This is a genomic window from Vibrio sp. 1751 (genome assembly GCF_033339895.1).
Lineage (GTDB): Bacteria > Pseudomonadota > Gammaproteobacteria > Enterobacterales > Vibrionaceae > Vibrio > Vibrio alginolyticus.
In genome coordinates this window covers 101,896-128,347 of the sequence record NZ_JAWOVM010000001.1, presented here as the reverse complement: position 1 = coordinate 128,347, position 26,452 = coordinate 101,896, and the positions used below count along the sequence as shown (strand labels likewise).

The following is a 26,452-nucleotide window of genomic DNA, read 5'->3' as shown; positions in this document are numbered from 1 at the left end:
AGTAAATGATGACTCGTTTGGTTCCCTTGTTTATTGGTGGCGAGTTTCGTGAATCTCAAACATCGGATTGGGTTGAGGTAACCAATCCCGCCACTAATGATGTCATTGCGTACGTTCCATGTTCCACAGAGCACGAGATGGAAGCCGCCATTGATAATGCGAAAGAGACATTCCAATCTTGGAAGGAAGTGGCAGTATCCGAGCGTGCCAGAGTCATGCTTCGCTATCAGCACTTGCTCAAAGAACATCATGATGAGCTTGCCACACTGCTTTCTCATGAGACGGGTAAGATTTTAGCGGATGCCAAAGGCGATGTGTGGCGTGGTATCGAGGTGGTTGAGCAGGCGGCAAACATTGCTAGCAACATGATGGGAGAAACCGTCGAAAACGTTGCCACGGATATTGATAGTTACTCAATGATTCAGCCCTTAGGTGTGTGTTGTGGGATCACGCCGTTTAACTTTCCTGCCATGATTCCGTTGTGGATGTTCCCAATCGCCATCGCTGCGGGCAATACGTTTGTGCTCAAACCCTCCGAACAAGTGCCATTGACCTCTATTCGTTTAGCCGAACTATTTGAGCAAGCCGGCGCGCCAAAAGGGGTGTTGCAGATCGTTCATGGCCGCAAAGAGCAAGTCGACTTTCTGCTGGCTCATCCTGATATTCGAGCGGTGTCATTTGTTGGCTCGGTTCCTGTTGCCCGTTATATCTACACTACGGGTACGAAACACTTTAAACGCGTTCAAGCTTTTGCTGGTGCTAAAAATCACATGGTGATCATGCCTGATGCGAACAAGGAACAAGTGGTGAATAACTTAGTGGGGTCCTCCGTTGGGGCGGCGGGGCAGCGTTGTATGGCAATTTCTGTTGCGGTATTTGTCGGCGATTCAAAACAATGGATTACAGACCTTAAACAGGCAATGGCGAAAGTACACCCAGGGCCTTGGGACGATGAGCAAGCTGCTTATGGCCCACTGATCAGTGAGCAAGCCAAACAACGCGTATTGGACCTAATCGAAGATGGCAAACAACAAGGCGCAGTGTGTGAACTGGATGGCAGTCAGTGTGAAGTGGAAGGCTTTCCCGATGGAAACTGGATTGGCCCAACCTTGTTTAGCGGTGTAACAGCGAATATGTCGATTTACACGCAAGAGATATTTGGCCCTGTTTTAGTTTGTATGGAAGTCGAAACGTTGCAAGAGGCCATTGAGTTAGTGAATCGCAACCCTTACGGCAACGGAACTTCTATATTTACCGCTAATGGCGCTGCTGCGAGAAAATATCAGCATGACATTCAAGTCGGTCAAGTTGGGATTAATGTGCCAATTCCAGTCCCTTTACCATTTTTCTCCTTTACTGGTTGGAGAGGCAGTTTCTATGGTGATTTACATGCGTATGGTAAACAAGCGGTACGTTTTTATACCGAGACTAAAACGGTGACGGCACGTTGGTTTGATGACGATATTCCGACGGGGCCTAATTTGACCATCCAACTGCGCTGAGTGAATAAAAGGAGCTTTTATGGACTTTGAACTTAATGAAGATCAACGTGCATTTGCTGATACCGCTCAGCAATTTGCCGATGAGTGTTTAGCACCGATGGCGGCGGAGTGGGATGAAAAGCAGATCTTCCCCAAAGACGTATTGAGAGAGGCGGGGGAACTGGGGTTTCTCAGTCTCTACACTCCAGAAGCGCAAGGTGGCCTAGGGCTGAGTCGCTTGGATGCTTCAATTATCTTTGAACAACTGGCCATGGGATGTACGTCCACTACGGCGTTTATGACGATTCACAACATGGTCAGTTGGATGATAGCCAGTTTTGCTACCGATGAAGCCAAAACGCAGTTCTGTCCGAAATTAGTTACGGGGGAGTGGTTAGGCTCCTATTGCTTAACCGAGCCTAATGCGGGATCGGATGCCGCTTCGTTGGCCACAACCGCGAGCAAAAAAGGTGATACTTACGTGTTGAATGGTGGCAAAACCTTTATCTCTGGCGCAGGAGAGACAGATGTTTTGGTCGTGATGGCGCGAACCGGAGAAGCGGGTGCCAAAGGCGTGTCCGCATTTGTTATTCCTGCTCACGCTGATGGTATCAGCTATGGGCGCAAAGAACCCAAAATGGGTTGGAACAGCCAACCAACACGAGCGGTTACTTTTGAAAATGTCGTTATTCCAGCTAGCCATTTACTGGGCGAAGAAGGGCAAGGTTTTGTCTTTGCGATGAAAGGGCTTGATGGAGGGCGTATAAATATTGCGACCTGTTCCGTCGGTACGGCTCAACAGGCCCTTGAACGGGCGGCACGGTACATTCAAGAACGTAAGCAGTTCGGCAAGTCGCTTGCGCAGTTTCAAGCCTTACAATTCAAATTGGCAGACATGGCAACAGAGCTAGTGGCTGCGCGGCAGTTAGTGCGCTATGCCGCCAGTAAACTCGACCGAAATGACCCGGATGCCACGGCTTATTGCGCGATGGCAAAACGGTTCGCAACTGATGTGGGCTTTCAGGTTTGCGACCAAGCGCTGCAGCTTTATGGCGGCTATGGTTACATCAAAGAGTATCCAATGGAGCGTCATTTCAGAGATGTGCGTGTGCATCAAATTCTGGAGGGAACGAACGAAATCATGCGCTTGATCATCGCGCGCCGTTTGCTCTCTGAGGAATCGGCCTTGCTGTAGCGAAGTATTGGATTTGCTCATTGAGAAAGGATTCAGATATGCCATTAACCCAAACTGCCATTCAACATACGATCGCTAATCACGTTGCGCTGGTGACGATGAACAACCCGCCAGCCAATACGTGGACAGCAGAGAGTCTCAAGGCACTGAAATCGCTGATACTCACACTTAACGATGATAACCAGGTTTATTCACTGGTTTTAACTGGCAGTGGAGAAAAGTTTTTCTCTGCTGGTGCGGATCTCAAGTTGTTTTCTGACGGTGACAAAGCGGTTGCGTCAGACATGGCGCGATGCTTTGGTGAAGCCTTTGAAACGCTCTCGGAATTTCGTGGTGTTTCCATTGCCGCCATTAATGGTTACGCCATGGGCGGAGGGTTAGAAGTGGCATTAGCTTGTGATATTCGAGTCGTTGAAGAGCAAGCGGTACTTGCTTTACCAGAAGCCAAAGTCGGACTTTTGCCCTGTGCTGGTGGTACCCAAAACCTCACAGCGTTAGTGGGGGAAGGCTGGGCAAAGCGCATCATTTTATGTGGAGAGCAAGTCAGCGCTGACAAAGCAAAAGAACTAGGCCTAGTTGAGGAGTTGGTTCCCAAAGGCGAAGCTTTAAGTAAAGCGCTGGAGCTTGCTGAATCTGTTGCGAACCAGTCACCATCTTCTGTCGCCGCATGTAAGGCGCTCATTCAAAATATGCGCTCTGCGCCACTTAAGCACGGCTTAATGAAAGAGCGAGAGTTATTTCTGAATCTTTTTGATACGGAAGATCAAGTTGAGGGTGTTCGCGCCTTTTTAGAAAAACGCCCACCGCAATGGAAAAACCGATAGGAGGCCACATGGCAGGGATGGTAACCATTAGTGAAATAGAGTGCTTAGATGGCGTGCACCGCATTGGTATCGCAACGTTAGAAAACACCGCTTCATTGAATGCATTGACGTATGACATGTTGGTCCAACTCAACGATCAGCTTATCAAGTGGCAAGATGATCCACATATGGCTTGTGTGGTACTGACTGGCGCTGGAGAAAAAGCATTCTGTGCTGGTGGTGATGTTCGAGCTATGTATCACGTCATGCATAACGAGAGTAAAGAAAAAATCGTAGAGTTCTGTACGAACTATTTCTCGTTGGAGTATGAGTGTGACTATCTCATCCACACTTACAACAAACCCATTATCGGTTGGGGAGAAGGTATTGTCATGGGCGGTGGGATGGGGCTTTTTATGGGAACCAGCCATAAAGTTGTGACAACAACATCACGCCTTGCTATGCCAGAAATCAATATCGGACTGTATCCTGATGTGGGAGGTACGTGGTTTTTAAGCCAGATAGATCCGCAAGTGGGCTTATTCCTCGGATTGACAGGTTCAATGGTAAATTCAAGTGACGCTGTCACTATTTGTTTGGCCGATTGGTTACTGTTGGAAGAGCAGTATCCCACCTTACTGGATGAGCTAAAGCGGCTCCAGTGGGGCAAAGAAGACGCGAAAGAGTTGGTAACTGCACTACTACAGTTAATGGAAGAACAAGTTATTGATAGCAAACCAACCACGCAAATTTGTCCATACTTAGATCAGATAGAGGAAGCGTGCAAAGGCTTTGATCTTAATGCGATAGCACAGCGAATCATGACTATCGAAGGGAATAGCCAGTGGATAGAAAACGCGAAACAAACGTTCGCATCGGGCAGTCCGATCACCGCGCATATTTGCTTTAGACAAGTGAAAGAGTACCACAGCTTACCGCTTGCAGATTGCTTCCGTTTAGAGTTGAGTTTGTCGGTTCGCAGTGCCTTATTAGGTGAGTTTAAAGAGGGCGTCCGTTCTCGGCTCATTGACCGGGATGGCGAGCCGAGCTGGATGTTTAACAGTGTCAGTGAAGTCGATGAAGATGTTATCGATACTTTGTTTACCTCACTTTGGCCGGATGACGAACATCCGCTTGCTGGTTTGGGTGAACAAACACTAGGTCAATAAGGAGAATGATCATGAGTACCATCGCATTTATCGGTTTAGGAAGAATGGGGCATCCTATGGCGCAAAACTTACTCGCGTCTGGATTTAACGTGCAAGTATTCGATGTCGATAGCGAAGCCGCAAAGCAACTAGTACCTTTTGGTGCGGTGGTGGCGAGCTCTATCGAAGAGGTAGTAGATGGTGCTAGCACAGTCATCACGATGCTACCAGCAGGGTCTCACGTTCGTTCCGTGTATCTTGGTGACTTACACGGCGGCGTAGGTGTCCTCAATCTTGTCTCGCCAAGTACCTTGATGATTGATTGTTCAACCATTGATCCGGACTCTGCGCGATTAGTCGCCAATGAAGCGGCAAATAAACGTGTGTTGTTTGTCGACGCGCCCGTTTCGGGAGGCGTTGCTGGCGCGAAAGCGGCGACATTAACCTTTATTGTTGGTGGTTCGGATCAAGCGTTTTCTAAAGCCAATGCGATTTTGCAGTATATGGGAAAAAATGTTTTCCATGCTGGCAAAGCAGGCGATGGTCAAATGGCGAAAATCTGTAACAACCTTATGCTCGGCATTTTAATGTCTGGTACGTGCGAGGCATTAAACCTAGGTATCGATCATGGACTCGATCCAAAAGTGCTATCAAACATCATGCTGCAAAGCTCTGGCCGAAATTGGGCATTGGAGCTTTACAATCCTTGCCCAGGTGTGATGGACAGTGCGCCAGCCAGTCACGATTACCAGCCGGGCTTTATGAGCAAACTCATGCTAAAAGATCTCGGCTTGGGGTTAGATGCGGCGTTACAAACACATTCTTCGGTTCCGATGGGGTCGTTAGCGCGCAACTTATATTCTTTCCACAACGCGAGCGGCCACGGCGAGCTCGATTTCTCAAGCTTATTTGAGTTATACAAGAGTAAGAAAGGCTAGACCGAGTTTTGTGACAAACCAGCCCGAGATGGTGACCTAAAACGCGCATCATTTCGGCCAACTTAGACTGGTTGAGATAGAGAACATTACGAGCTATGGAGTGCACCAATATGGACATAAAAAGTAGTGTTATTGCCATTACAGGAGCAGGGCAGGGGCTTGGGCAAATGATGGCCATTACTCTTGCTCAAGCTGGCGCTGATTTAGCGTTGTTGGATGTAAACGCCAGTGGCTTAATGGAAACACAAGAGCAGTGTCGAATGCTGAGTGCGAAAGCGTTGACATATCAAGTGGATGTCACCAACGAAATCGATGTTGAAACCACGTTTGAAGCGATTATCCAAGATTTTGGTCAACTCAATGGGTTAGTCAATAACGCTGGCGTATTAAGAGATGGACTACTTGTAAAAGCAAAAGATGGCGTGATCAGTAAGATGTCTTTGGATCAATTCAATTTGGTCATGAACGTTAACGTGACAGGAACATTTTTGTGTGGGCGTGAAGCTGCCGTCAAGATGATTGAGAGTGGCTCCCAAGGCGTTATCATCAATATTTCTAGTGTTGCGAGAGCAGGAAATATCGGACAAACCAATTATTCTGCGTCAAAAGCGGCGGTCGCGACCATGGCGACAACATGGGCCCGTGAGCTCGCAAGATACGGTATTCGCGCGGCGGCGGTTGCACCAGGTGTAGTACACACCGCGATGGCAGAGCAAATGAAACCAGAAGCCATAGAGCGATTAGAAAAGATGATCCCAGTTGGCAGGATGGGCGAAACAAGCGAAATCGCGCATGCAGTAAAATACATTATTGAGAGTGATTACTTTACTGGCAGGGTTTTAGAAGTGGATGGCGGCATTCGTATGTAAGTGGCCACTGAAATAAGGCTCTGATAGACCTGAATAATAAGTCTCTTTCCATTTCAACATTTTCTATGTTGTGGAGTGCTAATTCTGCGCAACCCAAATGTATTTACAACTTATGTTTGGATTTACTTTGAGAATGATTTCTCACAATCCAATAAAGAGATGTAAATACCACTCAAATATTAAGTGAAATCATTAATTTGACGTTGATCACACTTTTTGTTTTTTAGTTTCCGCTTCTCATTAAGGCTATCTGCATAAATGAAGTTGATAGTCAGTCTCATCAATTTTAAGTTTCAACTGTTTGTTTTTAAATAATTAATTGTTGAAGCACGAGAAATTCGTGTTGAGGTTAATATTCGATTTAAAGTGTGTAACTTCCATTAATGGAAGGTTAGTTTCCAGTTGTGGCTAATGAGCTTTAACTTTTTACTCCTCATAATGCGCCAAATGTAACATAGTGTTTCAAAGTGTAACAATAAACTCACACTAAGAGTGTGGTTTTGATCTCCACTCAATTCCGTTTTGTTTCGCTCTGAGCCCGACGTTACTCATGCTCAACACATAAACATTCTAATGACTATAACAACTGGTTCTTGGCTTGATACCAATCGTATCGTAGTAAATAACGGTTCACTCTAGCTGGTTAAATGCTTGATGACGAAGTTGAAAAATTGTAAGTAGAATAACTACTTATCGAAGTTTTTTCTTGTTCTCATACATTACCTCTGCGCTATTTGTGAGCTCTTATTTACTTTGATTGGCATCTGCTTTGAAACCAGACAACCATCGAGAAAGTTAATGGAAGCCTCAAGATATAAACGCATCTTGTCGAGGGGAAGTTTGGCGTCCGTCATACTTATGCTCTCAGGATGTAATTCAGCTTTACTTGACCCCAAAGGTGCCATTGGTGTGCAAGAAAAAGAGTTAATTATTACTGCTCTTTTGCTGATGTTGATCGTTGTAATCCCTGTGATTTTAATGACGATTTACTTCGCTTACCGATACCGCGCCTCTAACACTGAAGAAGAGTACGCACCCGAGTGGTCACACTCGACCAAAATCGAAGTGGTGGTATGGACAATTCCAATCATCATCATTGCGATTCTTGCGACGATCACATGGCGTTCTACTCATGAACTAGAGCCATCCAAACCTTTGGAAAGTGATGTTAAACCAATGACCATCGAAGTGGTGTCACTCGATTGGAAATGGTTGTTCATCTATCCAGAAGAAAACATTGCGACGGTGAACTATGTGGCGTTCCCGAAAGACGTGCCAGTGCAGTTCAAACTGACTTCGGACAACATCATGAACGCTTTTTTCATCCCTCGCTTAGGTACACAGATCTACGCGATGCCAGGCATGGTAACCAAGCTCAACCTGATAGCGAACCACGAAGGTGACTACAAGGGTTTTGCATCGAACTACAGCGGCGAAGGCTTTTCGCAAATGAAGTTCACAGCTTCAGCAATGTCTGATCGTGCTGCGTTCCTAAATTGGGTGCAGAAAGTGAAGGCGAGCCCTGATCGTATTGAAGATTGGGAGCAATACAGCTCACTGGCAGCGCCAAGTATCGCAGAGCCAGTCACTTTGTTCTCTAGCGTTCCTCCGTTCTTGTTCACCGACGTTGTGACCCAGCATCCTGGTTCAATGAACTGTTTGCCTGAAAACCAAGGATAATCGTAATGTTTGGAAGATTAACTCTTGATTCAGTTCCATTCCACGAACCTATTATCGTCATCACCCTAGCGGTTGTGGCGCTGGTTGGTTTAGCCGTAGTTTACGCGGTGACCAAAGCCGGAAAGTGGCAATATTTGTGGAATGAATGGTTTACTTCAGTAGACCATAAAAAACTTGGCTTCATGTACATCGCAGTAGCGATGGTGATGCTTGTTCGTGGTTTTGCTGACGCAGTCATGATGCGTAGTCAGCAACTCCTTTCTTCTGCGGGTGAAGCAGGTTACTTACCACCGCATCACTACGATCAAATTTTTACTGCCCACGGCGTGATCATGATCTTTTTTGTAGCGATGCCATTGGTCATTGGTTTGATGAACATCATCGTGCCATTGCAGATTGGTGCACGTGACGTAGCTTTCCCGTATCTGAATAACTTGAGCTTCTGGCTGTTTGTTGTAGGTGTCATCCTAACAAACATGTCTCTCGGCTTAGGTGAATTTGGTCGTACAGGTTGGCTAGCGTATCCGCCGCTTTCAGGTATTGAGGCAAGCCCAGGAGTCGGGGTCGACTATTGGATTTGGGCGCTGCAGATATCAGGTGTTGGTACGACGTTAACAGGCGTGAACTTCTTCGCGACCATTTTGCGTATGCGTACACCGTCTATGCCAATGATGAAGATGCCAGTTTTCACTTGGGCGTCTCTGTGTGCAAACATTTTGATCATCATTTCATTCCCAATCCTAACGGTGACTATCGCTCTGCTAACGCTGGATAGATACCTAGGCATGCACTTCTTTACCAATGATCTTGGCGGCAACGTAATGATGTACGTCAACCTTATTTGGGCTTGGGGTCACCCAGAAGTGTACATCTTGATCTTGCCAATTTTTGGTGTGTTCTCAGAAGTCACCGCAACCTTCTCACGTAAAAAGTTGTTCGGTTACACATCGCTAGTTTGGGCTACCGTAGTTATCACGATTCTTGCCTTTGTCGTTTGGCTACACCACTTCTTTACGATGGGGTCTGGCGCGAACGTAAATGCCTTCTTCGGTATTGCCACGATGATCATTTCTATCCCAACTGGGGTGAAGATCTTCAACTGGTTATTCACCATGTACAAAGGCCGCATCCGCTTTACGACGCCAATGATGTGGACGGTGGGTTTCCTGATCACCTTTACTGTTGGTGGTATGACGGGCGTACTAATGGCTGTTCCGGGCGCAGATTTCGTTCTGCATAACTCAGTATTCCTTATCGCTCACTTCCACAACGTTATCATCGGTGGTGTCGTGTTTGGATGTTTCGCTGCGATCACTTACTGGTTCCCGAAAGCGACCGGTTTCACCATGAATGAAACTTGGGGCAAACGTGCGTTCTATCTTTGGATTATTGGTTTCTTAATGGCGTTCCTGCCGCTTTACGCGCTGGGCTTTATGGGGATGACTCGTCGTTTAAGCCAAGACATCAACCCAGAATACTTCCCACTGTTGTCGATTGCCGCAGCAGGTACGGTTGTGATTGCGCTGGGCGTATTGTCTCAGTTCATCCAAATTTACGTGAGTATCCGTGACCGCGAGCAAAACCGTGATTTAACTGGTGACCCGTGGGGTGGTCGTACTCTTGAGTGGGCAACATCGTCTCCACCGCCGTTCTACAACTTTGCGCACCTACCAAAAGGTGATGTGCTAGATGCCTTCTGGTACCAGAAACAAAGTGGCGAGTTCGATCCAACTAAAGAAGTGGAATACGAACGTATTCATATGCCAAAAAACACGGCAACAGGCATCTACGTGTCGGCTTGGTCGCTCCTATTTGGCTTCGGCATGATTTGGTACATCTGGTGGCTAGCGGCGGCAAGTTTGGTCGGTATTATCGTGACGTGTATTCAGCATAGCTATAACGATGATGTGGATTACTACGTGGAAGTTGAAGAGATCAAAGCAATTGAGGCCGAACGTCGAGCTCAGCTTGAAGAAGCGAAGAAAAACTCAGTGAAAGACAGCGAAAGTAAAGATGATCTGGAGGTGACGTATGCAAACTAATATCGCAGCACATCACGACCATGATCACCACCATGACACGAATGGCAACAAGCTATTTGGCTTCTGGGTTTACCTGATGAGTGACTGTGTATTGTTTGCGACCTTGTTCGCGACGTACGCTGTGCTGTCGAGCAATTCAATTGCAGGCCCAACAGGTAAAGACATTTTCGAACTCCCATTCGTGTTTGTCGAAACCATGCTGCTGCTGTTTAGCAGTATCACATTTGGTTTTGGCATTATCGCGATGAAGCGCAACAACGTTGCTGGTCTCAAACGCTGGATGTTAGTCACGTTCGCGCTTGGTCTTGGCTTTATCTGTATGGAGGTCTATGAGTTCCATCACCTGATTGAAGAAGGCTATGGGCCACAAACAAGTGCATTCCTATCGGCATTCTTTACGTTGGTTGGTACGCACGGCCTGCACGTAACCTTTGGTCTGATTTGGTTAGCGGTAGCGTATCATCAACTGTCGACGAAAGGTCTGAACGACAATATGGCAATGCGCTTTAACTGCTTAAGCCTATTCTGGCACTTTCTAGATATCGTTTGGATTTGTGTCTTTACCATCGTTTACTTACTGGGGGTAATGTAATGGATCAACATGTAGAAACCAGTGCGTCAGATTACGTGAAAGGCTTTATTGCCTCACTGATTCTGACGGTAATTCCGTTCTACTTTGTTTGGACGAAATCATTACCAGATACAACGACCTATGCGATTCTATTTGGATGTGCATTAGTGCAGATATTTGTTCACTTTAAATACTTCTTGCACATGGAAACAAAAACATCCGACGGACGTTGGAACCTTGTATCACTGATGTTTACCGCCATTGTTGTACTTATCCTTATCGCTGGCTCGGTATGGATCATCTACAACATGAACGTCAACATGAAGTTGTAGGTCAAGGTATGCTGAAAAGTTATTTGTCTATCACTAAACCGGGCATTATTTTCGGCAACCTGATTTCTGTTGCGGCGGGGTTCTTCCTCGCCGCAAAAACAGAACCAGCCAGTCTAATGTTGTTCGTTACGACGTTAGTTGGTGTTGGGTTAGTCATCGCTTCAGGTTGTGTGGTGAATAATATTTTCGATCGTGATATCGACCAAAAGATGGCACGTACACGAAATCGTGAAACAGTGAAAGGCAACATCAATATCGATATTGCGTTTGTTTATGCACTTGCTTTATTGCTGGTAGGAACCGCACTGTTATTTATCCGAGTGAATCCACTATCCGCTGTCGTCGTGTTGCTTGGCTACGTGTATTACGTGTTCTTTTACACGATGTGGTACAAACGTAACTCGGTGTATGGAACCTTAGTGGGAAGTATCTCAGGCGCAGTTCCGCCATTGGTGGGTTACTTGGCGGTAACAAACTTCATTAGCTTGGAAGCGATTTTACTCTTTGCCATGTTCTGTCTCTGGCAAATGCCGCACTCGTATGCCATTGCCATGTTCCGCATGCAAGACTACCGAGAAGCCGGGATTCCCGTATTGCCAGTTAAAGAAGGCATTCATAAAGCGCATCGACACATGAAAGCGTATGTCGTGGCTTTTGGGGCAGCATCATTGGGGTTATTTTTACTAGGTGAAGCCGGGTATGAATACTTAGCGGTTGCAGCGGTTGTTTGCTTTATGTGGACGAAAGTAACCTTTCGCAGCATTGATGACAACAACTACATCGCTTGGTCAAAGTCGGTGTTTAAAGTCTCACTGCTAGTGGTGATGGGGATCAGTGGTGTGCTTGGTGTCGAGTTGATTCCTCTAGCTCTGTAACAACCAGACCTAAGCGTTTGCTAAGCGCCAATATCTTTTGCTGCTGAATGCATGAATGGCCTTACCTAGAAGTAAGGTCATTTAGCTTTCTATTGTCCTTTATTTTCACTGTTTTTCCTGTTCCTCCTCTAGCTTCACTATCACGTATTCATATCTAAAAGCAAAAACAACCAGTTTGTAAAACATAGTGGGTCGCGCGTTTCCGCTGACGCGTAATAATGCCAAGAGATAGCGACTATTAAGCTAAAAAGTATAAACAGCGCAATAACTCTATTTACCATATGAGAATTCAATATCGATAGTTTGTAATGTAAACATTTGGGGTAGTGCTAGTTCCGATAGCAGCATACAAACTAACAATGTGAATGTTTGAGTTGAATCACCTGCTAGCGAAATACACAAGTTTTACGACTGAAAGTGGGTGACGAAGCATCTTAGCTCCAGTGAAATGAACACGATTAAGAATCATCCTTTTACATAATCTAAAAACTCACTAAACATTAACCCAGATTAAAGTTTTGTCGTCTCCGAGGCATTAAGGTGCGCCTGTAGTTTGCAGGTCTCAAGGATTCAGAGAAGGAACAGCCATACATCGTGTATCGCTGTTCCTTTTTCGTTCTTGTTTACTTGCGAACAGATAAAACATAAAGACAACTTTAAGAGGACTGGTTTTGAGCATTTTGTTTTCCGAAGCCCGCATTGGCAACATGACCCTAAAGAACCGTTTTGTGAGAAGCGCAACGTGGGAGAACATGGCGACCGAAGATGGTCATATGACGGCAAAGCTTTACGATATTTACGAAACGCTTGCGAAAGGGGAAGTTGGGCTTATTGTTACGGGTTATGCCAATATCGTTGAAGAAGAGAAACCCAACGCAGGTATGATGGGGATCTACAACGACTCTTTTATTGAAGAATACAAAAAGCTAACAGAGCTAGTACATCAACAAGATTCTAAAATCGTGATGCAAATTGCTTACGGTGGCACCAAAACCACCCATAACGTCGGTGAGCGTGTCATCTTCGCTCCGAGTGACGTGCCTGAGCGTGGTACAAATACGCAAGGCAAAGCGATGACAAAGGACGAAATCGACTACATCGTAAAGGCATTCGCATTGGCGAGCAAACGTGCTCAAGACGCTGGTTTTGACGGCGTAGAGATTCATGCGGCGCACACTTATTTAATTAACCAGTTTTTAAGCCCGTACTATAATCGTCGAGAAGACGAATATGGTGGTGACTTAGAAAATCGCATGCGCTTTCTTTTAGAAATTTATTCTGAAACCAGAAAGCTGGTTGGAAGCGAATTTCCCATCCTCGTTAAACTGACGGCAACAGAGTTCTTTGACGGCGGTTTAACGTTCGATGAAACTCGCGTCGTCTGTAAGAAACTTGAAGAAGTAGGCGTTGATGCGATCGTCGTGTCTGGCAATATTCACGGCAAAGCAAACGAACTTGTTGGTCAAACGTTCGATGGTTACACACTACAAGAAGAAGGTTACTTTCACGAATATGGTCACGTGATCAGTCAGGACGTTAGCATACCGGTGATTACTGTCGGCGGGCTGAGCGACATTGATGCGATTGAGAAAATTGCAGAAAACACAGATATCCAATTTTTTGCTGTGTCACGCCCTTTATTGGCTGAGCCGCAGTTGATCAAACGTTGGAAAGAAGGCAATCGCGCACCAGTAGATTGCGAACGTTGCTCAAAGTGTCGTACCAAGCGTGGTAACTTTTGCGTGGTGTATAAGAACCGAAATCGTCGCAAAAAATAAAACGAAGCGACTACACAAATACAAATTAGCCTCCACTCTGAATATGGAGGCTTTTAATTATCCGCATGTTAATCGAACCATTATTTATCTTCTTTTTGATAGTTTAAATAATGCACACAAAGATCGTGAAATGCTTTAGCTTGAGGCGAGATCGTGCGATCGGTTAACGTAAATATACCAATTTGCCTTTCAAGTGGTGGATCGATAAGCGGAATCCAAACCAAGCGTGTTTCATTGGTTGGGAAAGCAAGCTTCGGTAGGGTCGTGACACCAATCCCAAGTTCTAAGACAGAAAATAGCGAAGTAATATTTTCGACCGAATAGAGCGCTTGCTGACTCAGAGCTCTTGCTGGGGTTGGATCTAGAAGTGTACAAGTGCCGTTACGGATAAAGGGTTGTTCCAACAAAGTTTGCCACTCGATTCCTTCTGGATGACTCGCAATAGGGTTGTCCTTTAAACACACCACGCCTATTGGATCGGCTAACAGCGGCGTAAAGTCAATGCCGCCCTCATCGAGGTGAGAGGGGTTACCGAGCGCTAAGTCGACCTCGCCGGAGAGTAGGCGAGCCTCGACGCCAGCGGCATTATCGTCTATCAAGCTTACTTCTACATTTGGATACTGTTCGCAAAAGGCGCCCAACACGCTAGGAATGAGCTTCGCTGCAACAGAAGGAACGCTCGCAATTCGCACTCTCCCTTGCTGTCCGGCAGCGGCTGCTTTGAGATCGTTGTCTAGTGCACTGTAGATATTGAGAAACTGAACCACTTTGGGAAGACAAATTTCACCAAACGGGGTCAATTTGGTTTTGTTTCCGGGTTCAAACAGCGTTTGCCCTAGAATTTTTTCAAGCTCTTTTATCGATGTTGACAGTGCCGCCTGAGAACGATTTGCACGATGTGAAGCGGCTCGAAAGCCTCCTTCCTCGACTACCATCACAAAATGCATTAATTGTTGAAGCTTAATACTCATCCCTAATGCCTCTTAATCCCTTTATTTACGTTATTTTAAATAGAGTGATAAGTTTAATTTATCAAATGTCAAAAATTTACCGTTAGATTTATCGCCTGTCAATGTGCATCATTTAACCATATTGAAACAAAGCTGTTACAAAGGTTGAAAGGCACGTGAATACTCCTACTAAAAAACACCCAGTTAAAACCAGTCTATTTGCTTCTAAAGCGCCGCTTGAATGGGCGATAGTCAACAACGGAACCCTGTATACGGCTCAAATTCCTATTGATGACACAGGCGCGGTTGTGGAAGGCGGTATCGAATCACAAACACGTCAAACCTTTAACAATCTCATTCACACCCTGGAGTGTGCAGGGGAGTCTTTGGACTCGGTGTTGCAGGTCCTGATTTATGTGACCGACAGAGAATACTTAAAGACCGTTAACCAAGTGTACGCGGAATATTTTGAAGCGCCGTACCCAAATCGCGCCGCCATGGTGGTTGCAGGGTTAGCGCGAGAAGAGATGTTGGTGGAGTTTGTTGTCTACGCGTCGGCAAGCCAACCAGAATAAATCCAATAAGAACAATTAGAGATCAGTGAGTGAGTGGCTTGCCATCACAAATCGGAAGAACAAGGAAAGAACCATGACTTTTATTAACAATGTTCAAGCAGAAAAATCCCTCTATATAGCGGGTGAGTGGCAATCGGGCATGGACACCATCGCCAATATTAACCCTTCTGATATCAGCGAAAACATTGGTGATTTTGCACAAGCGAGCGTGTCGCAAGTAGAGCAAGCGATTCAAGCGGCTAAATCAGCGCAGCCAGAGTGGGAAAAAACACCAATCGAGCGCAAACAAGCAGTGTTACAAGCGATTGGTGATGAGCTCATTGCACGATGTGACGAATTGGGCACCTTGCTTTCGCGTGAAGAAGGTAAGCCATTTGCTGAAGGTCGAGGTGAGATTTACCGTTCTGGCCAATTCTTCCAATACTTTGCTGCTGAGGTTCTGCGTCAAATTGGCGATAACGCTGCTTCCGTCCGTCCAGGTGTCTCCGTTGAAGTTACTCGCGAAGCCGTCGGCGTTATCGCCATTATCTCTCCTTGGAACTTCCCAACAGCAACAGCGGCTTGGAAAATCGCGCCAGCACTTGCGTTTGGCAACAGCGTCGTCTGGAAGCCTGCCAACCTCACCCCAGCAAGTGCCGTTGCGCTGACAGAGATTATCCATCGCCAAGGTTTACCTGCTGGCACGTTTAACCTCGTTTTGGGTAGCGGTTCGCAAGTCGGTAATACCCTTATCAATTCGAAGGATGTGAACGGCGTTAGCTTCACTGGTTCTGTGGACACTGGCAGCAAAGTTGCAGCGGCAACAGCACCAAATTTTGTGCGTTGTCAGCTAGAGATGGGTAGCAAAAATGCGCTCGTAGTGGCAGATGATGCAGACATTCAGATTGCTGTCGAAGCAACAATCGCAGGCTCATTCTCGGGTGCAGGTCAAAAGTGCACCGCGTCTTCTCGTCTTGTGGTTATGGACGGAATTCACGACGCGTATGTTGAAGCGCTAATCAAACGCATGAGCGAACTTAAAGTGGGTCACGCACTGGAAGAGGGCGTGTTCATGGGCCCTGTGGTTGATGGTAACCAGCTGAATGCGAACTTTGAGTGGATCGAAAACGCACGCCAAGCAGGCGCGGAGCTGGCTTTCGGTGGTGAGCGTCTGAGCCTAGAGCATGACGGTTACTACATGTCACCAACTCTGTTTTTAAATACACAGAATGGCTGGGAAGTGAACCAAGAAGAAGTCTTTGCGCCAATGGCGAGCGTGATTCGCGTTTCTGATCTGGATGAGGCAATTGCAGTCGCGAACGATACGCGCTTTGGCCTGACAGGCGGCATTATCACGCAAAGCTTGCGCAATAGCGCGATCTTCAAACAGCAAGTCCAAACGGGCTGCGTCATGGTTAACTTGCCAACTGCGGGTACAGATTATCACGTTCCATTTGGTGGTCGTAAAGAATCTAGCTTTGGTCCTCGTGAGCAAGGTCAGTACGCCAAAGAGTTCTACACCGTAGTGAAAACCGCTTATCAGCGTCCTTACTAAGATCGGCAGGGTAACTGATGGTGTCAGTTGCCCGCACGAAAAGGCTAAGAAATTGTTTAAGGAGTGGTTATGTACCAACAACGGATTGTGATTGACGGATTGCAGTACTGCAATTGGGATCGAGAGTATTTCCAAACGCTTAAGGGGAGTGGCATTACCGCCGTTCATGCCACCATCGTCTACCACGAAACTGCGCGCGAAACCTTAACGCGTTTTGCTGAATGGAACTTGCGCTTCGAGCAAAATGCGGACCTCATCATGCCTATTTATTCAATGGCAGATGTAGAAAAAGCCAAAGCAGAAGGCAAAGTCGGCATCTTCTTCGGCGCGCAAAATTGCTCACCTATCGATGATGAAATTGGCCTGATTGAAGTGATGCGCCGTCAAGGTCTGCTGATCATGCAACTGACCTACAACAACCAAAGCTTACTGGCGACAGGTTGTTACGAACAAAACGATTCCGGCGTAACTCGCTTTGGTAAACAAGCGATTGAAGAGATGAACCGAGTCGGGATGATCATTGATATGTCCCACAGCGCGGAGCGTTCGACGTTGGAAGCTATCGAGCTCTCTTCGCGTCCAATTTGTATCAGCCATGCTAACCCGACGTTTGCGCATGACGCACTGCGCAACAAGTCCAACACCGTGATCAAAGCACTGACGGAGCGCGGTGGTTTGATTGGATTCAGTTTATATCCATTCCATTTGCCAAATGGCAGCCAGTGCACGCTGGATGATTTCTGCCAGATGGTAGCGAAAACCGCAGACATGTTTGGCGTCGACCATTTAGGCATCGGTAGTGATCTGTGCTTAAACCAACCGCAACAAGTATTGGAATGGATGCGCAACGGGCGTTGGTCAAAAGCGATGGATTACGGTGAAGGTTCAGCAAGTAACTCAGGATGGCCAGATGCGCTGCCATGGTTCTGCGGCAGCGCAGGGATGGAGAACATCTACAACGGATTAATGGGTCACGGATTCAGTGAATCTGAGGCAGGAAAAATATTGGGTGAAAACTGGTTTAACTTCCTCAAAGAAGGATTAGAACCTATTTCATAGTACACCCAAAATTAGGAACCGCCTGCCTACATAACAACAATACGGCAGGCGTAAAACTCACATTTGTAGCCAGTCTTGGCAGCTGCAAAGAACCTCTGGAGTCAGAGTATGTCTGATTTAACCAATAGCATGAAAGCTTCCACGATGAGCGTGTCATCGGGCAAGTCAAAAGCAATACACAACACATCAACAACAGAAAACACGACGGACAAATTAGGACTGAATAACCCGGCCTTTTGGTATAGCGGTGGTTTCATCGCGTTGTTCGTTGCTATTGCACTTTATGACGGCGAGCTGTTATCTACGATCGTTAACGCTGGCTTTGGCTGGGCAGTTCAGGTATTTGGTCCATACTGGCAGTTATTGCTGCTTCTCACTTTTCTTATTGGTCTTGGCTTGGCTGCAGGGCGAACAGGCAAGGTGATGTTGGGCGGGATTGCAAAACCAGAAATGGATTCTTTCCGCTGGATGGCGATTATTTTCTGTACCTTATTGGCTGGTGGTGGCGTTTTCTGGGCCGCGGCTGAGCCTATCGCACACTATGTTAGCCCACCCCCTTTATACGGCGCGCAAGATAACCCGCAGCAAGGTGCGGTGAATGCGCTGTCGCAATCCTTTATGCACTGGGGCTTTCTAGCTTGGGCGATTGTAGGTAGCTTAACTTCCATCGTGGTGATGCACCTACATTACGACAAAGGTTTACCACTAAAACCCCGTATTTTGCTTTACCCAGTCTTGGGCGAACGAGCACTTAAAGGCCAACTCGGTGCATTGATTGACGCGTGCTGCATTATCGCGGTAGCCGCGGGCACCATCGGGCCCATTGGGTTTTTAGGCTTGCAGGTTAGCTACGCGTTAAATGCGCTGTTTGATATTCCTGATGGCTTTACCACTCAGCTTATCATCATCTTGTTTGCGATTGCGCTTTACACCTTGTCAGCACTCAGTGGATTAAGCCGAGGCATGCAACTGCTTAGTCGTTACAACGTGATTCTGGCCATGGCATTGATGGTTTACATCCTGTTTTTTGGCCCTACGAATTTTATCTTTAACGGATATATTCAAGGTGTAGGGAGCATGCTGGATAACTTTATCCCAATGGCGACCTATCGCGGTGACGAAGGTTGGCTAAGTTGGTGGACAGTATTTTTCTGGGGCTGGTTCCTGGGTTATGGTCCGATGATGGCAATCTTTATTGCGCGTATTTCCCGTGGTCGAACTATTCGCCAAGTTATTTCCACCATCAGTATTGTGGCTCCGTTAACCACCTGTTTTTGGTTCACGATTGTGGGCGGCTCAGGCCTTGCGTTTGAAATTGCTGAACCGGGTAGCGTGAGTGCGGCGTTTGAGGGCTTTAACTTGCCAGGTGCTTTGCTTGCAGTGACTCAGCAACTACCAATGCCAATGCTGACTTCAATTCTATTTCTGATTTTAACCACGATCTTCATCGTCACGACGGGCGACTCAATGACCTACACAATCAGTGTCGTGATCAGTGGTGAAACGGAGCCGAATGCGATCATCCGTACCTTCTGGGGAGTAATGATGGGTGTGACGGCATTGATCCTAATTTCCCTTGGCTCTGGCGGCATCTCTGCTCTGCAATCTTTCATTGTTATTACCGCGGTTCCGGTTTCGTTGATTCTGTTACCGTCACTTTGGAATGCGCCACAAATTGCAATCAAAATGGCGAAAGAGCAAGGGCTATAACCATTATCTAATTCAAACAACGTGGAGCTTGTGCGGGTGTTTTCCTCCTGCATCCGCACAAACCCTAGTATTCTTACAATAACAAATAGGTGGTGAGCAAAATGGATGCACATCGTTCTACTTATACGGAAGCAACTATGCGCGATGCAGCGATTGTCATGGCAGCCGAAAGGCTTGGCGCAATGCACCAAAACCGAATCAGCTTTGTACGCAGTCTGATTCGTAATATGGCAAGCCAAAACTGGCAAGTAACCAAGCATGAGTGGCAGCTTTGTCCTCGTGGTTATGGTCATGTGATTTACAAATTGACCACGCCAGAGCACGTTTATCATTTGGTGGTATTCTGTGATGAAATTGCCGACGACGAGCGTAATGATCGCGTAATTGCTGAAAAGTGGGACGTCACATTTGCACTGGTTCAAGGCGATGTTGATGTTACTTTGTTGGAAAGATTGCGAGAAAATGTACCGCTGCAAGAAGCGGGACGTAATCCAAACAACGTACTTGTTCTTGCTCGCGCAAACAAAAGTGTGCGCGTGTTTGAGCACATTGTTAGCGCGCTTTCTCAAGGCGAGCAGCCTGAGCCGAAAGAGTTAGCGGAAGTGGGTTACATCCTGCGTACCACAGCTGTTTATGGTAACGGAAAGTTTGGTATCGCCGATTTCAAACTGTTAGAGAATAACTCAGATTTCAGCCAGTCTTTTAGTGCGCAAATGTGTGCCGTATATATGTTGCGTGAATTCAGCCTAGATTGGGTGCACTATCTGGCACTTCAACAAGGTGGCGACAAGGCGGTGGCTTTGCATCGTGGCTTGCAGCGCTACCTTGGTGTCGGCAATGCTACTGGCTTAGGCATGGCTCCATACTTGATTAATCACCCGTGCATCGTTGACCAATGGATGACCTCTCGCGAACGTGCGGTAGCGCGAGTCTTTGCGATGCCATGTGAAGCGTCGTTCCATGCTCCTTTGCAAGGATTACTGCAAAAAGCACAGCGTCATTTAGAGCAAGTCATCACCATCAATGAACATCAAGACAGGCTCAATCATCAAGCGATAGCAGACATCAAACAACTGCTATCGAAGCTAACAACGTTAATGGAATTACATCCGAACTGGGCGAGTTTGGTCGAGCATAAGAAAACAATGAGTGTGGAAGCCCAAGAAATCCTCACCTCTTGCTTGATCGAACTCTACCCATCTTTAGTGGATGAATTTGCTAGCCAAATGAATACGGATGAAACGTTATCTATTCCGGGCGGGAAAAAGATCCAAGATTTACTGGAAGTGTTGCAAAGCAAGTACCGCTGGGCGTTTGATGCGGATTACTCACTAGCCGAGAACAACTACTGGTTCTGGTATCGCTCACAAGATAAAGAAGAGCCAAGGCTTGGTGTTCGCGGGGAAGAGGCTGGAGAAGAAAAAGAACTGCCGCTTGATATCGGCAGACAAGTGAATCGCTTGTACCAGGCCTTGCTTGACTGTGATGTAGAAATGTCCGTCGCAGAGTTTCTATTGCAAAAACCGGCTTATCGTTCGATCACACGTCGCGTATGGACGCTAGGCAACCGTGCGATGGGGGATATTCAAATGAATGTGCTGCGTAAAGATGCGTTACCAATGCACTTACTGCGCTGTAAATTGGCGATCTTTGGCGCGACTAAGTTTGATCCGCGCTCGGATCGTTGGGTTCGAGTAACTTTCTTCCAAGGTGCGCCGTTGTTAGATGAAATTCACGACCCTAAACTGGCAGACACATGGATTTTCCCTAGCATGCCGCCACGTGACGAAATTGCGCAAAGTGATAATCAAAAAATCAGTGGAGGATTTGCATTATGATCGTCTCTCACAACGAATTGGTGGCCGCGGTTAATAAGGCATTTCTTGGCATGCGCCGTCACTGTGGTGAGGCGGATGTCATTGCGAACATGGTGGCGGACTTGCAAATGGTTGGCTTACATGGAGTTCGTCATTTTAATAACGCCAGTCTGTTTCTTGGGTTAGATTCAGACTGCGCCGTATCGGTGACCAACAGTACGCCGTCAAACATAGAGGTAGAACTGCACAACGGGAGTGTAGCGTGTCATTTACCCGCTGTGTTGGATTTCGCACTTGAGAAAATGATTAACCGTAAGTCGATTACTATCACGTTGACGCAGTGCCATAACCGTTGGCTAGGTTTTAGTGAGTTGTTGAAGCTCTCTGCAAAAGGCATTGCGTGCCGTGCACAATGGGTCAATGGCTCTAGTCCCAAGCGAACGCTTTATGTGTTAAACCGTGGACGAATCGCGCCAGAAGTCTTTTTCTCGGATCAGTTTGATGGGCATGATACGGATTTGCATAGTATGGTTATCGAGCTCTCCGTGAACGATTTCGATATCGAGAAAAGTGCACAAGGGTATACCATTCACATTGAAGGTGATGAGTTAAGCCGCACGCAACAAGCTTCTTGGCAAAATGGTATCTTTGTCGAAGACCAAGAATGGGAAACACTGAAACAAACCGCAACCGCGTTGCTGGTGGAGAACAGTGAGCGTTCTATGCTCGGTGCTGGCGGTGTGGTTTAAGCGATGAAAGGCGATGATTCCAAGTAGAAGTGATGAAGGCTGCTCTTTAGCGGCCTTTTTTGTGCGCGAAGTTTGGTCACTTCTGAAGTTCAAAGACTATGATTACCGTTATCCGCAAGATGGAGCAACACAGGTAAGAAAAATGGATCTGCAAGAGAATAAAAGAAATGCCATTGCGTTTTACGAAACCGCCTATAGAGGTAACCCAAGAAAGGCCGTTGAAGACTACGTAGGTGATGAGTACATCCAGCACAATCCATTAGTTGGAAATGGCCCCGAGGCTTTTATCGAGTATTTTGAGCGGATGCAAAACGAGTATCCCGATAAAGATATTACGTTTGTGCGAGCCATTGCTGAAGGGAACTTGGTAGCACTACACACTCACCAAACATGGCCTAATGATATTGAATACGTGACGATGGATTTCTTTCGTTTTGATCACAATGGGAAGATCGTTGAACATTGGGACGCTCTGCAAGAGATACCCAAAGAAACATTGAATGGTCACACCATGTATTAACGAGTCGTTGATTAGCCTCCCATGCCGTTTATTCAAACGGTATGGGAGGTTAAATGATTTGTGGCACTCGAAGTATTAATCATCAAAGCGCTTTTTCGATTCTCACCGCGACGTCTTCAGATACCCAGCCTTTCCACAAGTCAGGGTAGGTATTAAAGAAGTAAAACATCGCTTCTTCACCGTCCGCGTAGTTATCTTCCATCCAGGCCAGCATTTCACTCATTTGCTCGTTGGTAAATCCGCGTTTCTGCAAGTACGCGAATGCTTGGGGTTCTTTGTTCGCAAATGCCTCAGTTGTTACTGTGCGAACTGGAGAAGGTGGGTACATTGTTACTTTGGGAGAAGTACAATCAGGCTGGGTGGTACAGTTGCGATACTCTTCCAGATCCGTTCCGCTACCAAAATCCACTTTGACCATATTATACTTGCCCAATACGGGTGTTGGTGACCAGTAGTAACCAAACCAAGGCATTTTGCGATCATAGGCTTTGGCGATGGTACCAGCTAGTGCAGCGCCAGAGCCTGGGTCAACCATCTCAAAGCCGTGCTCACTTAACCCTAATGCATTAAACAAGTGACCGGAGGTGATTTGGCATGTCCAACCAGCAGGGCAGCTATAAAACGCGAACTTGTCATCATCTTCTGGGTGTTCAAATAGTTTGGCGTGCTTGATGACGCCTTCTATCGTCGCGAGTTCTGGATACTGTTTTACCAGATAGGCGGGAACCCAAAACCCTTCTTCACCACCATTGACAAGCGATTCACTAGCGATGCGCAAGCGTTTATCCGCAATTCCTTTATCAAGTGCTTCTTTAATGCCGTTTGTCCATAACTCTGGCGCAACGTCAGGCTGCCCCTTTTCAATCATAGAGGTGCCCGTAGGAACGCTATCACCAGGGATCAATTCCGCATCGCACTGGTAGCCTTCATTTAAGACAAATTGGTCGATGTGCGCCATTAAGCTGGCCGAATTCCAATTCATATCCGCGATGGTTATTTTTCCACATTCATCCGCATTTGCATGAGTTGATAATGCTGAGAGCAGCATAACAGAGAGCATTGAAGGTGTCGTCTTCATGTGACTGAATTTCCTTGTCGTTGTCATTTACTTCAGTATATACATCGGTTTATAAAGATTCAGTGAACAAGGTTTTTTCAGTGACGTTAAGCATAAAAACGGCGATTTATGAAGCGTTTAGTCAGAGTGGTTGAAAGGGAGTTAATACAGCAAGAACACCCCTTCGTAGCCGCCGATCTCAATGTGATAAACATAGTCGCCGATGTTACCGTCTTGATCTACAGGTCGCATAGGTTCTGGAAGTGCGATAGTTATCTTCGGTGAGGAGAAATAATCGATATTCTTGCCAAAGAAATCAGTTCGATACAGAACTTGGCCTTTGGTGAATTCGCGGGCTAACACCATCTCTGTAGGGCCATGCATCACTACCGTATCGTCTGAGTGATACGCAAAGTACGTATGGGTTGGTAACAAATCGATAGCGCCATTAGGCAAGTCAGGATGAGCCACTTTGCTCATAGAAGCATCTCCAATCACCGTGTAATCGGCGGAATAGGGCGTGCTGGTGGACATCATTAGCGGAGTCGCCTGATACCCATCTGGGATTTGATTGGTTGGCATACCTAAATCGATGGCAAGCAAGGCGCTAGGTTGATAAGCAATATTCTTTGGTACGCCTGCCTTCCAGAAGTTGTCACTTGTTGTGTTATTACTTCCATATAAGTAGCCATTGTTCCACTGATTAAAGTAAATGCGCTCAGGGTGATAGTTTAAGTAGAACACCGCTAGTGCAGAGTATTGGTCCTGTTTCCAATTGTTTTCTGTGTTACCAAAGTATTGAACTCGACCATAACGCGTGGTCGCTTGATAAATCACTTTCTGACCCGCTTTGGCGAGTGCAGAGTTATCCCAAAACTTAGCCAAGCCAGCATAGCCACTAAAGCCGGTAGCAGGGAAAAGGTAGTGCTCGCGCAAGTACAAGGAGCCAGCGTTAACCAAGTGGTTTTGCCCATTACGACCGAATAAGTTTGCCGTACCTATGTTGAGGCCAATTAACGCATCTTCATCCAGCGTTGCCAGTTTATTCAAGAACGCCGAGAATTGCGCTTTGTAAGCATCGTCAGCAGCTTGGCTACCCGCCACCAAACCAAGTTCATCCACTGTGCCTCCGGAATATATGTAGAACTGATTTGCACCGAGTAACTTATTCGTATCGTCGTTGTACGCACCATTTAAACCTTGTTTCGCCCATTCAGCTTGGTAAGAGTGGCGCATTGTATTGGCAAAAAAGGGATTGCCGAGATTGGTCAATGCCCAAGAAGAGGTTTGATTCCACATACGACCAAATGGAATAACGCGTGACTCCCAACGAAATCGTGCGGTTGCATTCTTATTCGAACGGTTTTTGTATTCATGCCAAGAAAGATAATTGTCTTGGTTTCGATCTGCAGATTTGTCGAAGCCACGAATTTTACGCCAGCGTTGAATGGTTTGACCTTCAGGTGTCTCCGTTGGTGCTCCTGAGATATTGACGGCAGGGAAGCTATCTTTGAGTTGAATGTTTTCGAGACGTGGGCGGTTTTCTATGTTGTCGTCATGCCAAGTAATTTTCGCAACGTAAAGGCGGCCGCCGTCGCGTAAAAAGGTGGAGCCAAAGTTCTGACCGCCACCATAAGTTTTTCCGCTACCATCATGCGTTGTAGCGCGAACCCAATCCGAAGGGACAGACCAGTTGACCGTTTGGTTTTTAGTCATGTTCTCAGTTTTGTCTTTTTTAATCGCGAAGCGTTTCCATTCAGTTACCTGACCAAACGAGTCGATGGCAGAAGGGTATTCAATCGTGAAGCTGCCGCCTTGAGCAAACTGAGAGAACGTAAAGGCTAAGCGGTCGAACTTCTCTGAGTGATAGACATAGAGGGCTCCACCATTATTCGCCTGACCAAATACATCAGCATCCCATGGCGGTGGTTGATATAGCCAAAAACCGGCGTGGTTAGCGCTGGCGGTATAGCCAACGATCATCGGTTTTCGATTGAGTAGAGTATTCTCACCATGGCTTGAGTCGACTTCAGCTAGGATAGTGTCTTCAGAAAAGTGGAGAAAGAAATCTTCGTAGTCAACTCCATTCAGTTTTGCTTGGTTACGTATATCGTTTTCCAGCCAACCTGAGTTAAGTTCCAGCTTTTGGTTGTACATGTAACCAAGCGCTTTTACACGCTCGTTATCACTCTTATTTTCGTAAGCTCCAAACACGATATCGGCATTATCCAACTCCCATTCAAGTGCAGCGGCAGCAGAGATAGGCTTATCTTGAAGATCAATACCCTGTTCATGCAACCCAGGTAATACGATTGCTGTTCTACTCCAAACGTTGGGTACAGAAAGTAAGCTCAGAGAAGCAAGTGCAATGAGAGAAAAACAATGCGACTTCAACATGGGGTTATCTCACTCATACTTAGATGACTCGAATTAAGGGCCAGAATACAAAGAGAAATTATAGTCCATTCACAAAGTCCTAATCAGGAACCCGCCGATAGAAGGCTTTACCGGAAATCGAGGGGAGCCCGGCAAAAATGAGAAGGTCTGCGTCGGGTGTAGTACGCTCAAAGACTCAAAATTCCGTCTACACAAGCACAAAAGTAACCAGAATTTTAACCTTGTTTCGATTGCCATCATATTGTTGGATTTTCATCAACAATTTCAGTTAAAACCAACTGATTAAACCAGTCATATTCTCTGTTGTATTGATTGCTTATCATACAAAAATTTAACAAAATTAATTTTTATACATTTTTATTGCATAAAAAA

Annotated in this window: 22 protein-coding genes; 19 read left to right on the top strand and 3 right to left on the bottom strand. The window is 46.3% G+C overall.

The features are described 5' to 3' along the window. Positions 1 to 8 precede the first annotated feature (8 nt). From R7041_RS00565 to R7041_RS00510, 12 genes are all read left to right on the top strand, one after another. A complete protein-coding gene (locus R7041_RS00565; RefSeq protein ID WP_017634263.1) occupies positions 9 to 1,502 on the top strand; it encodes a CoA-acylating methylmalonate-semialdehyde dehydrogenase in 1,494 nt (497 codons plus the stop codon). 19 nt (positions 1,503 to 1,521) lie between these two features. After that, a complete protein-coding gene (locus R7041_RS00560) occupies positions 1,522 to 2,676 on the top strand; it encodes an acyl-CoA dehydrogenase family protein (RefSeq protein ID WP_005375772.1) in 1,155 nt (384 codons plus the stop codon). A 38-nt stretch (positions 2,677 to 2,714) separates the two neighbouring features. Next, positions 2,715 to 3,500, top strand: coding sequence for an enoyl-CoA hydratase (locus tag R7041_RS00555; protein ID WP_005375773.1), 786 nt, complete (start codon positions 2,715 to 2,717; stop codon positions 3,498 to 3,500). An 8-nt stretch (positions 3,501 to 3,508) separates the two neighbouring features. Further along, positions 3,509 to 4,648, top strand: coding sequence for an enoyl-CoA hydratase/isomerase family protein (locus R7041_RS00550; protein WP_206949046.1), 1,140 nt, complete (start codon positions 3,509 to 3,511; stop codon positions 4,646 to 4,648). A gap of 11 nt (positions 4,649 to 4,659) precedes the next feature. Next, positions 4,660 to 5,565 carry a 3-hydroxyisobutyrate dehydrogenase gene (gene mmsB, locus R7041_RS00545; RefSeq protein WP_005375775.1) on the top strand — a complete coding sequence of 302 codons (906 nt, stop codon included), beginning with the start codon at positions 4,660 to 4,662 and terminating at the stop codon, positions 5,563 to 5,565. Positions 5,566 to 5,675: 110 nt separating this feature from the next. Then, on the top strand, positions 5,676 to 6,434 hold the full coding sequence (locus R7041_RS00540) for an SDR family oxidoreductase (protein ID WP_005375778.1): 759 nt from the start codon (positions 5,676 to 5,678) through the stop codon (positions 6,432 to 6,434). Between the two features lie 798 nt (positions 6,435 to 7,232). After that, entirely contained in the window at positions 7,233 to 8,114 is an 882-nt protein-coding gene (gene cyoA / locus R7041_RS00535) for a ubiquinol oxidase subunit II (RefSeq protein ID WP_005388604.1), read from the top strand. A 5-nt stretch (positions 8,115 to 8,119) separates the two neighbouring features. Beyond that, positions 8,120 to 10,156: a cytochrome o ubiquinol oxidase subunit I gene (gene cyoB, locus R7041_RS00530; RefSeq protein WP_005375781.1), complete on the top strand. Its 2,037-nt coding sequence runs from the start codon at positions 8,120 to 8,122 to the stop codon at positions 10,154 to 10,156. Continuing rightward, positions 10,146 to 10,748: a cytochrome o ubiquinol oxidase subunit III gene (gene cyoC, locus R7041_RS00525; RefSeq protein WP_005375782.1), complete on the top strand. Its 603-nt coding sequence runs from the start codon at positions 10,146 to 10,148 to the stop codon at positions 10,746 to 10,748. Before cyoB ends, cyoC begins: the two co-directional genes overlap by 11 nt. Beyond that, on the top strand, positions 10,748 to 11,059 hold the full coding sequence (gene cyoD, locus R7041_RS00520) for a cytochrome o ubiquinol oxidase subunit IV (RefSeq protein ID WP_012842490.1): 312 nt from the start codon (positions 10,748 to 10,750) through the stop codon (positions 11,057 to 11,059). Before cyoC ends, cyoD begins: the two co-directional genes overlap by 1 nt. Next, positions 11,020 to 11,934 (top strand): heme o synthase, encoded by a 915-nt coding sequence (cyoE, locus tag R7041_RS00515; RefSeq protein ID WP_064369193.1) that lies wholly within the window; start codon positions 11,020 to 11,022, stop codon positions 11,932 to 11,934. Before cyoD ends, cyoE begins: the two co-directional genes overlap by 40 nt. Before the next feature lie 671 nt (positions 11,935 to 12,605). Continuing rightward, positions 12,606 to 13,712, top strand: coding sequence for an NADH:flavin oxidoreductase (locus R7041_RS00510; RefSeq protein ID WP_031781216.1), 1,107 nt, complete (start codon positions 12,606 to 12,608; stop codon positions 13,710 to 13,712). A gap of 80 nt (positions 13,713 to 13,792) precedes the next feature. On the opposite strand, the gene R7041_RS00505 is transcribed toward R7041_RS00510, so the two are convergent. Further along, entirely contained in the window at positions 13,793 to 14,683 is an 891-nt protein-coding gene (locus R7041_RS00505; RefSeq protein WP_005375788.1) for a LysR family transcriptional regulator, read from the bottom strand. A 155-nt stretch (positions 14,684 to 14,838) separates the two neighbouring features. Here R7041_RS00505 and R7041_RS00500 point away from each other — a divergent pair, with 155 nt between their 5' ends. From R7041_RS00500 to R7041_RS00470, 7 genes are all read left to right on the top strand, one after another. After that, on the top strand, positions 14,839 to 15,237 hold the full coding sequence (locus R7041_RS00500) for a RidA family protein (protein WP_064369194.1): 399 nt from the start codon (positions 14,839 to 14,841) through the stop codon (positions 15,235 to 15,237). A 73-nt stretch (positions 15,238 to 15,310) separates the two neighbouring features. Then, the gene (locus R7041_RS00495) at positions 15,311 to 16,771 is read left to right on the top strand and encodes an aldehyde dehydrogenase family protein (RefSeq protein ID WP_064369195.1); all 1,461 of its coding nucleotides are present in this window, start codon (positions 15,311 to 15,313) and stop codon (positions 16,769 to 16,771) included. A gap of 69 nt (positions 16,772 to 16,840) precedes the next feature. After that, complete coding sequence (locus R7041_RS00490; protein WP_258512594.1) at positions 16,841 to 17,830, top strand: dipeptidase; 990 nt, start codon at positions 16,841 to 16,843, stop codon at positions 17,828 to 17,830. A gap of 108 nt (positions 17,831 to 17,938) precedes the next feature. Then, positions 17,939 to 19,540, top strand: coding sequence for a BCCT family transporter (locus tag R7041_RS00485; RefSeq protein ID WP_064369197.1), 1,602 nt, complete (start codon positions 17,939 to 17,941; stop codon positions 19,538 to 19,540). 101 nt (positions 19,541 to 19,641) lie between these two features. After that, a complete protein-coding gene (locus tag R7041_RS00480) occupies positions 19,642 to 21,378 on the top strand; it encodes a hypothetical protein (RefSeq protein ID WP_053303709.1) in 1,737 nt (578 codons plus the stop codon). Next, positions 21,375 to 22,106 (top strand): DUF3726 domain-containing protein, encoded by a 732-nt coding sequence (locus R7041_RS00475; RefSeq protein WP_085568963.1) that lies wholly within the window; start codon positions 21,375 to 21,377, stop codon positions 22,104 to 22,106. The genes R7041_RS00480 and R7041_RS00475 overlap by 4 nt, the downstream gene beginning before the upstream one ends. Before the next feature lie 142 nt (positions 22,107 to 22,248). Then, positions 22,249 to 22,626: a nuclear transport factor 2 family protein gene (locus R7041_RS00470; RefSeq protein WP_031777276.1), complete on the top strand. Its 378-nt coding sequence runs from the start codon at positions 22,249 to 22,251 to the stop codon at positions 22,624 to 22,626. A gap of 82 nt (positions 22,627 to 22,708) precedes the next feature. Here the strand turns inward: R7041_RS00470 and R7041_RS00465 are convergent, their stop codons facing one another. Together R7041_RS00465 and R7041_RS00460 are read right to left on the bottom strand one after the other, a co-directional pair. After that, positions 22,709 to 23,704 (bottom strand): ABC transporter substrate-binding protein, encoded by a 996-nt coding sequence (locus R7041_RS00465; protein ID WP_206949045.1) that lies wholly within the window; start codon positions 23,702 to 23,704, stop codon positions 22,709 to 22,711. 141 nt (positions 23,705 to 23,845) lie between these two features. After that, on the bottom strand, positions 23,846 to 26,080 hold the full coding sequence (locus R7041_RS00460) for a hypothetical protein (RefSeq protein ID WP_206949044.1): 2,235 nt from the start codon (positions 26,078 to 26,080) through the stop codon (positions 23,846 to 23,848). Between the last annotated feature and the right edge of the window lie 372 nt (positions 26,081 to 26,452).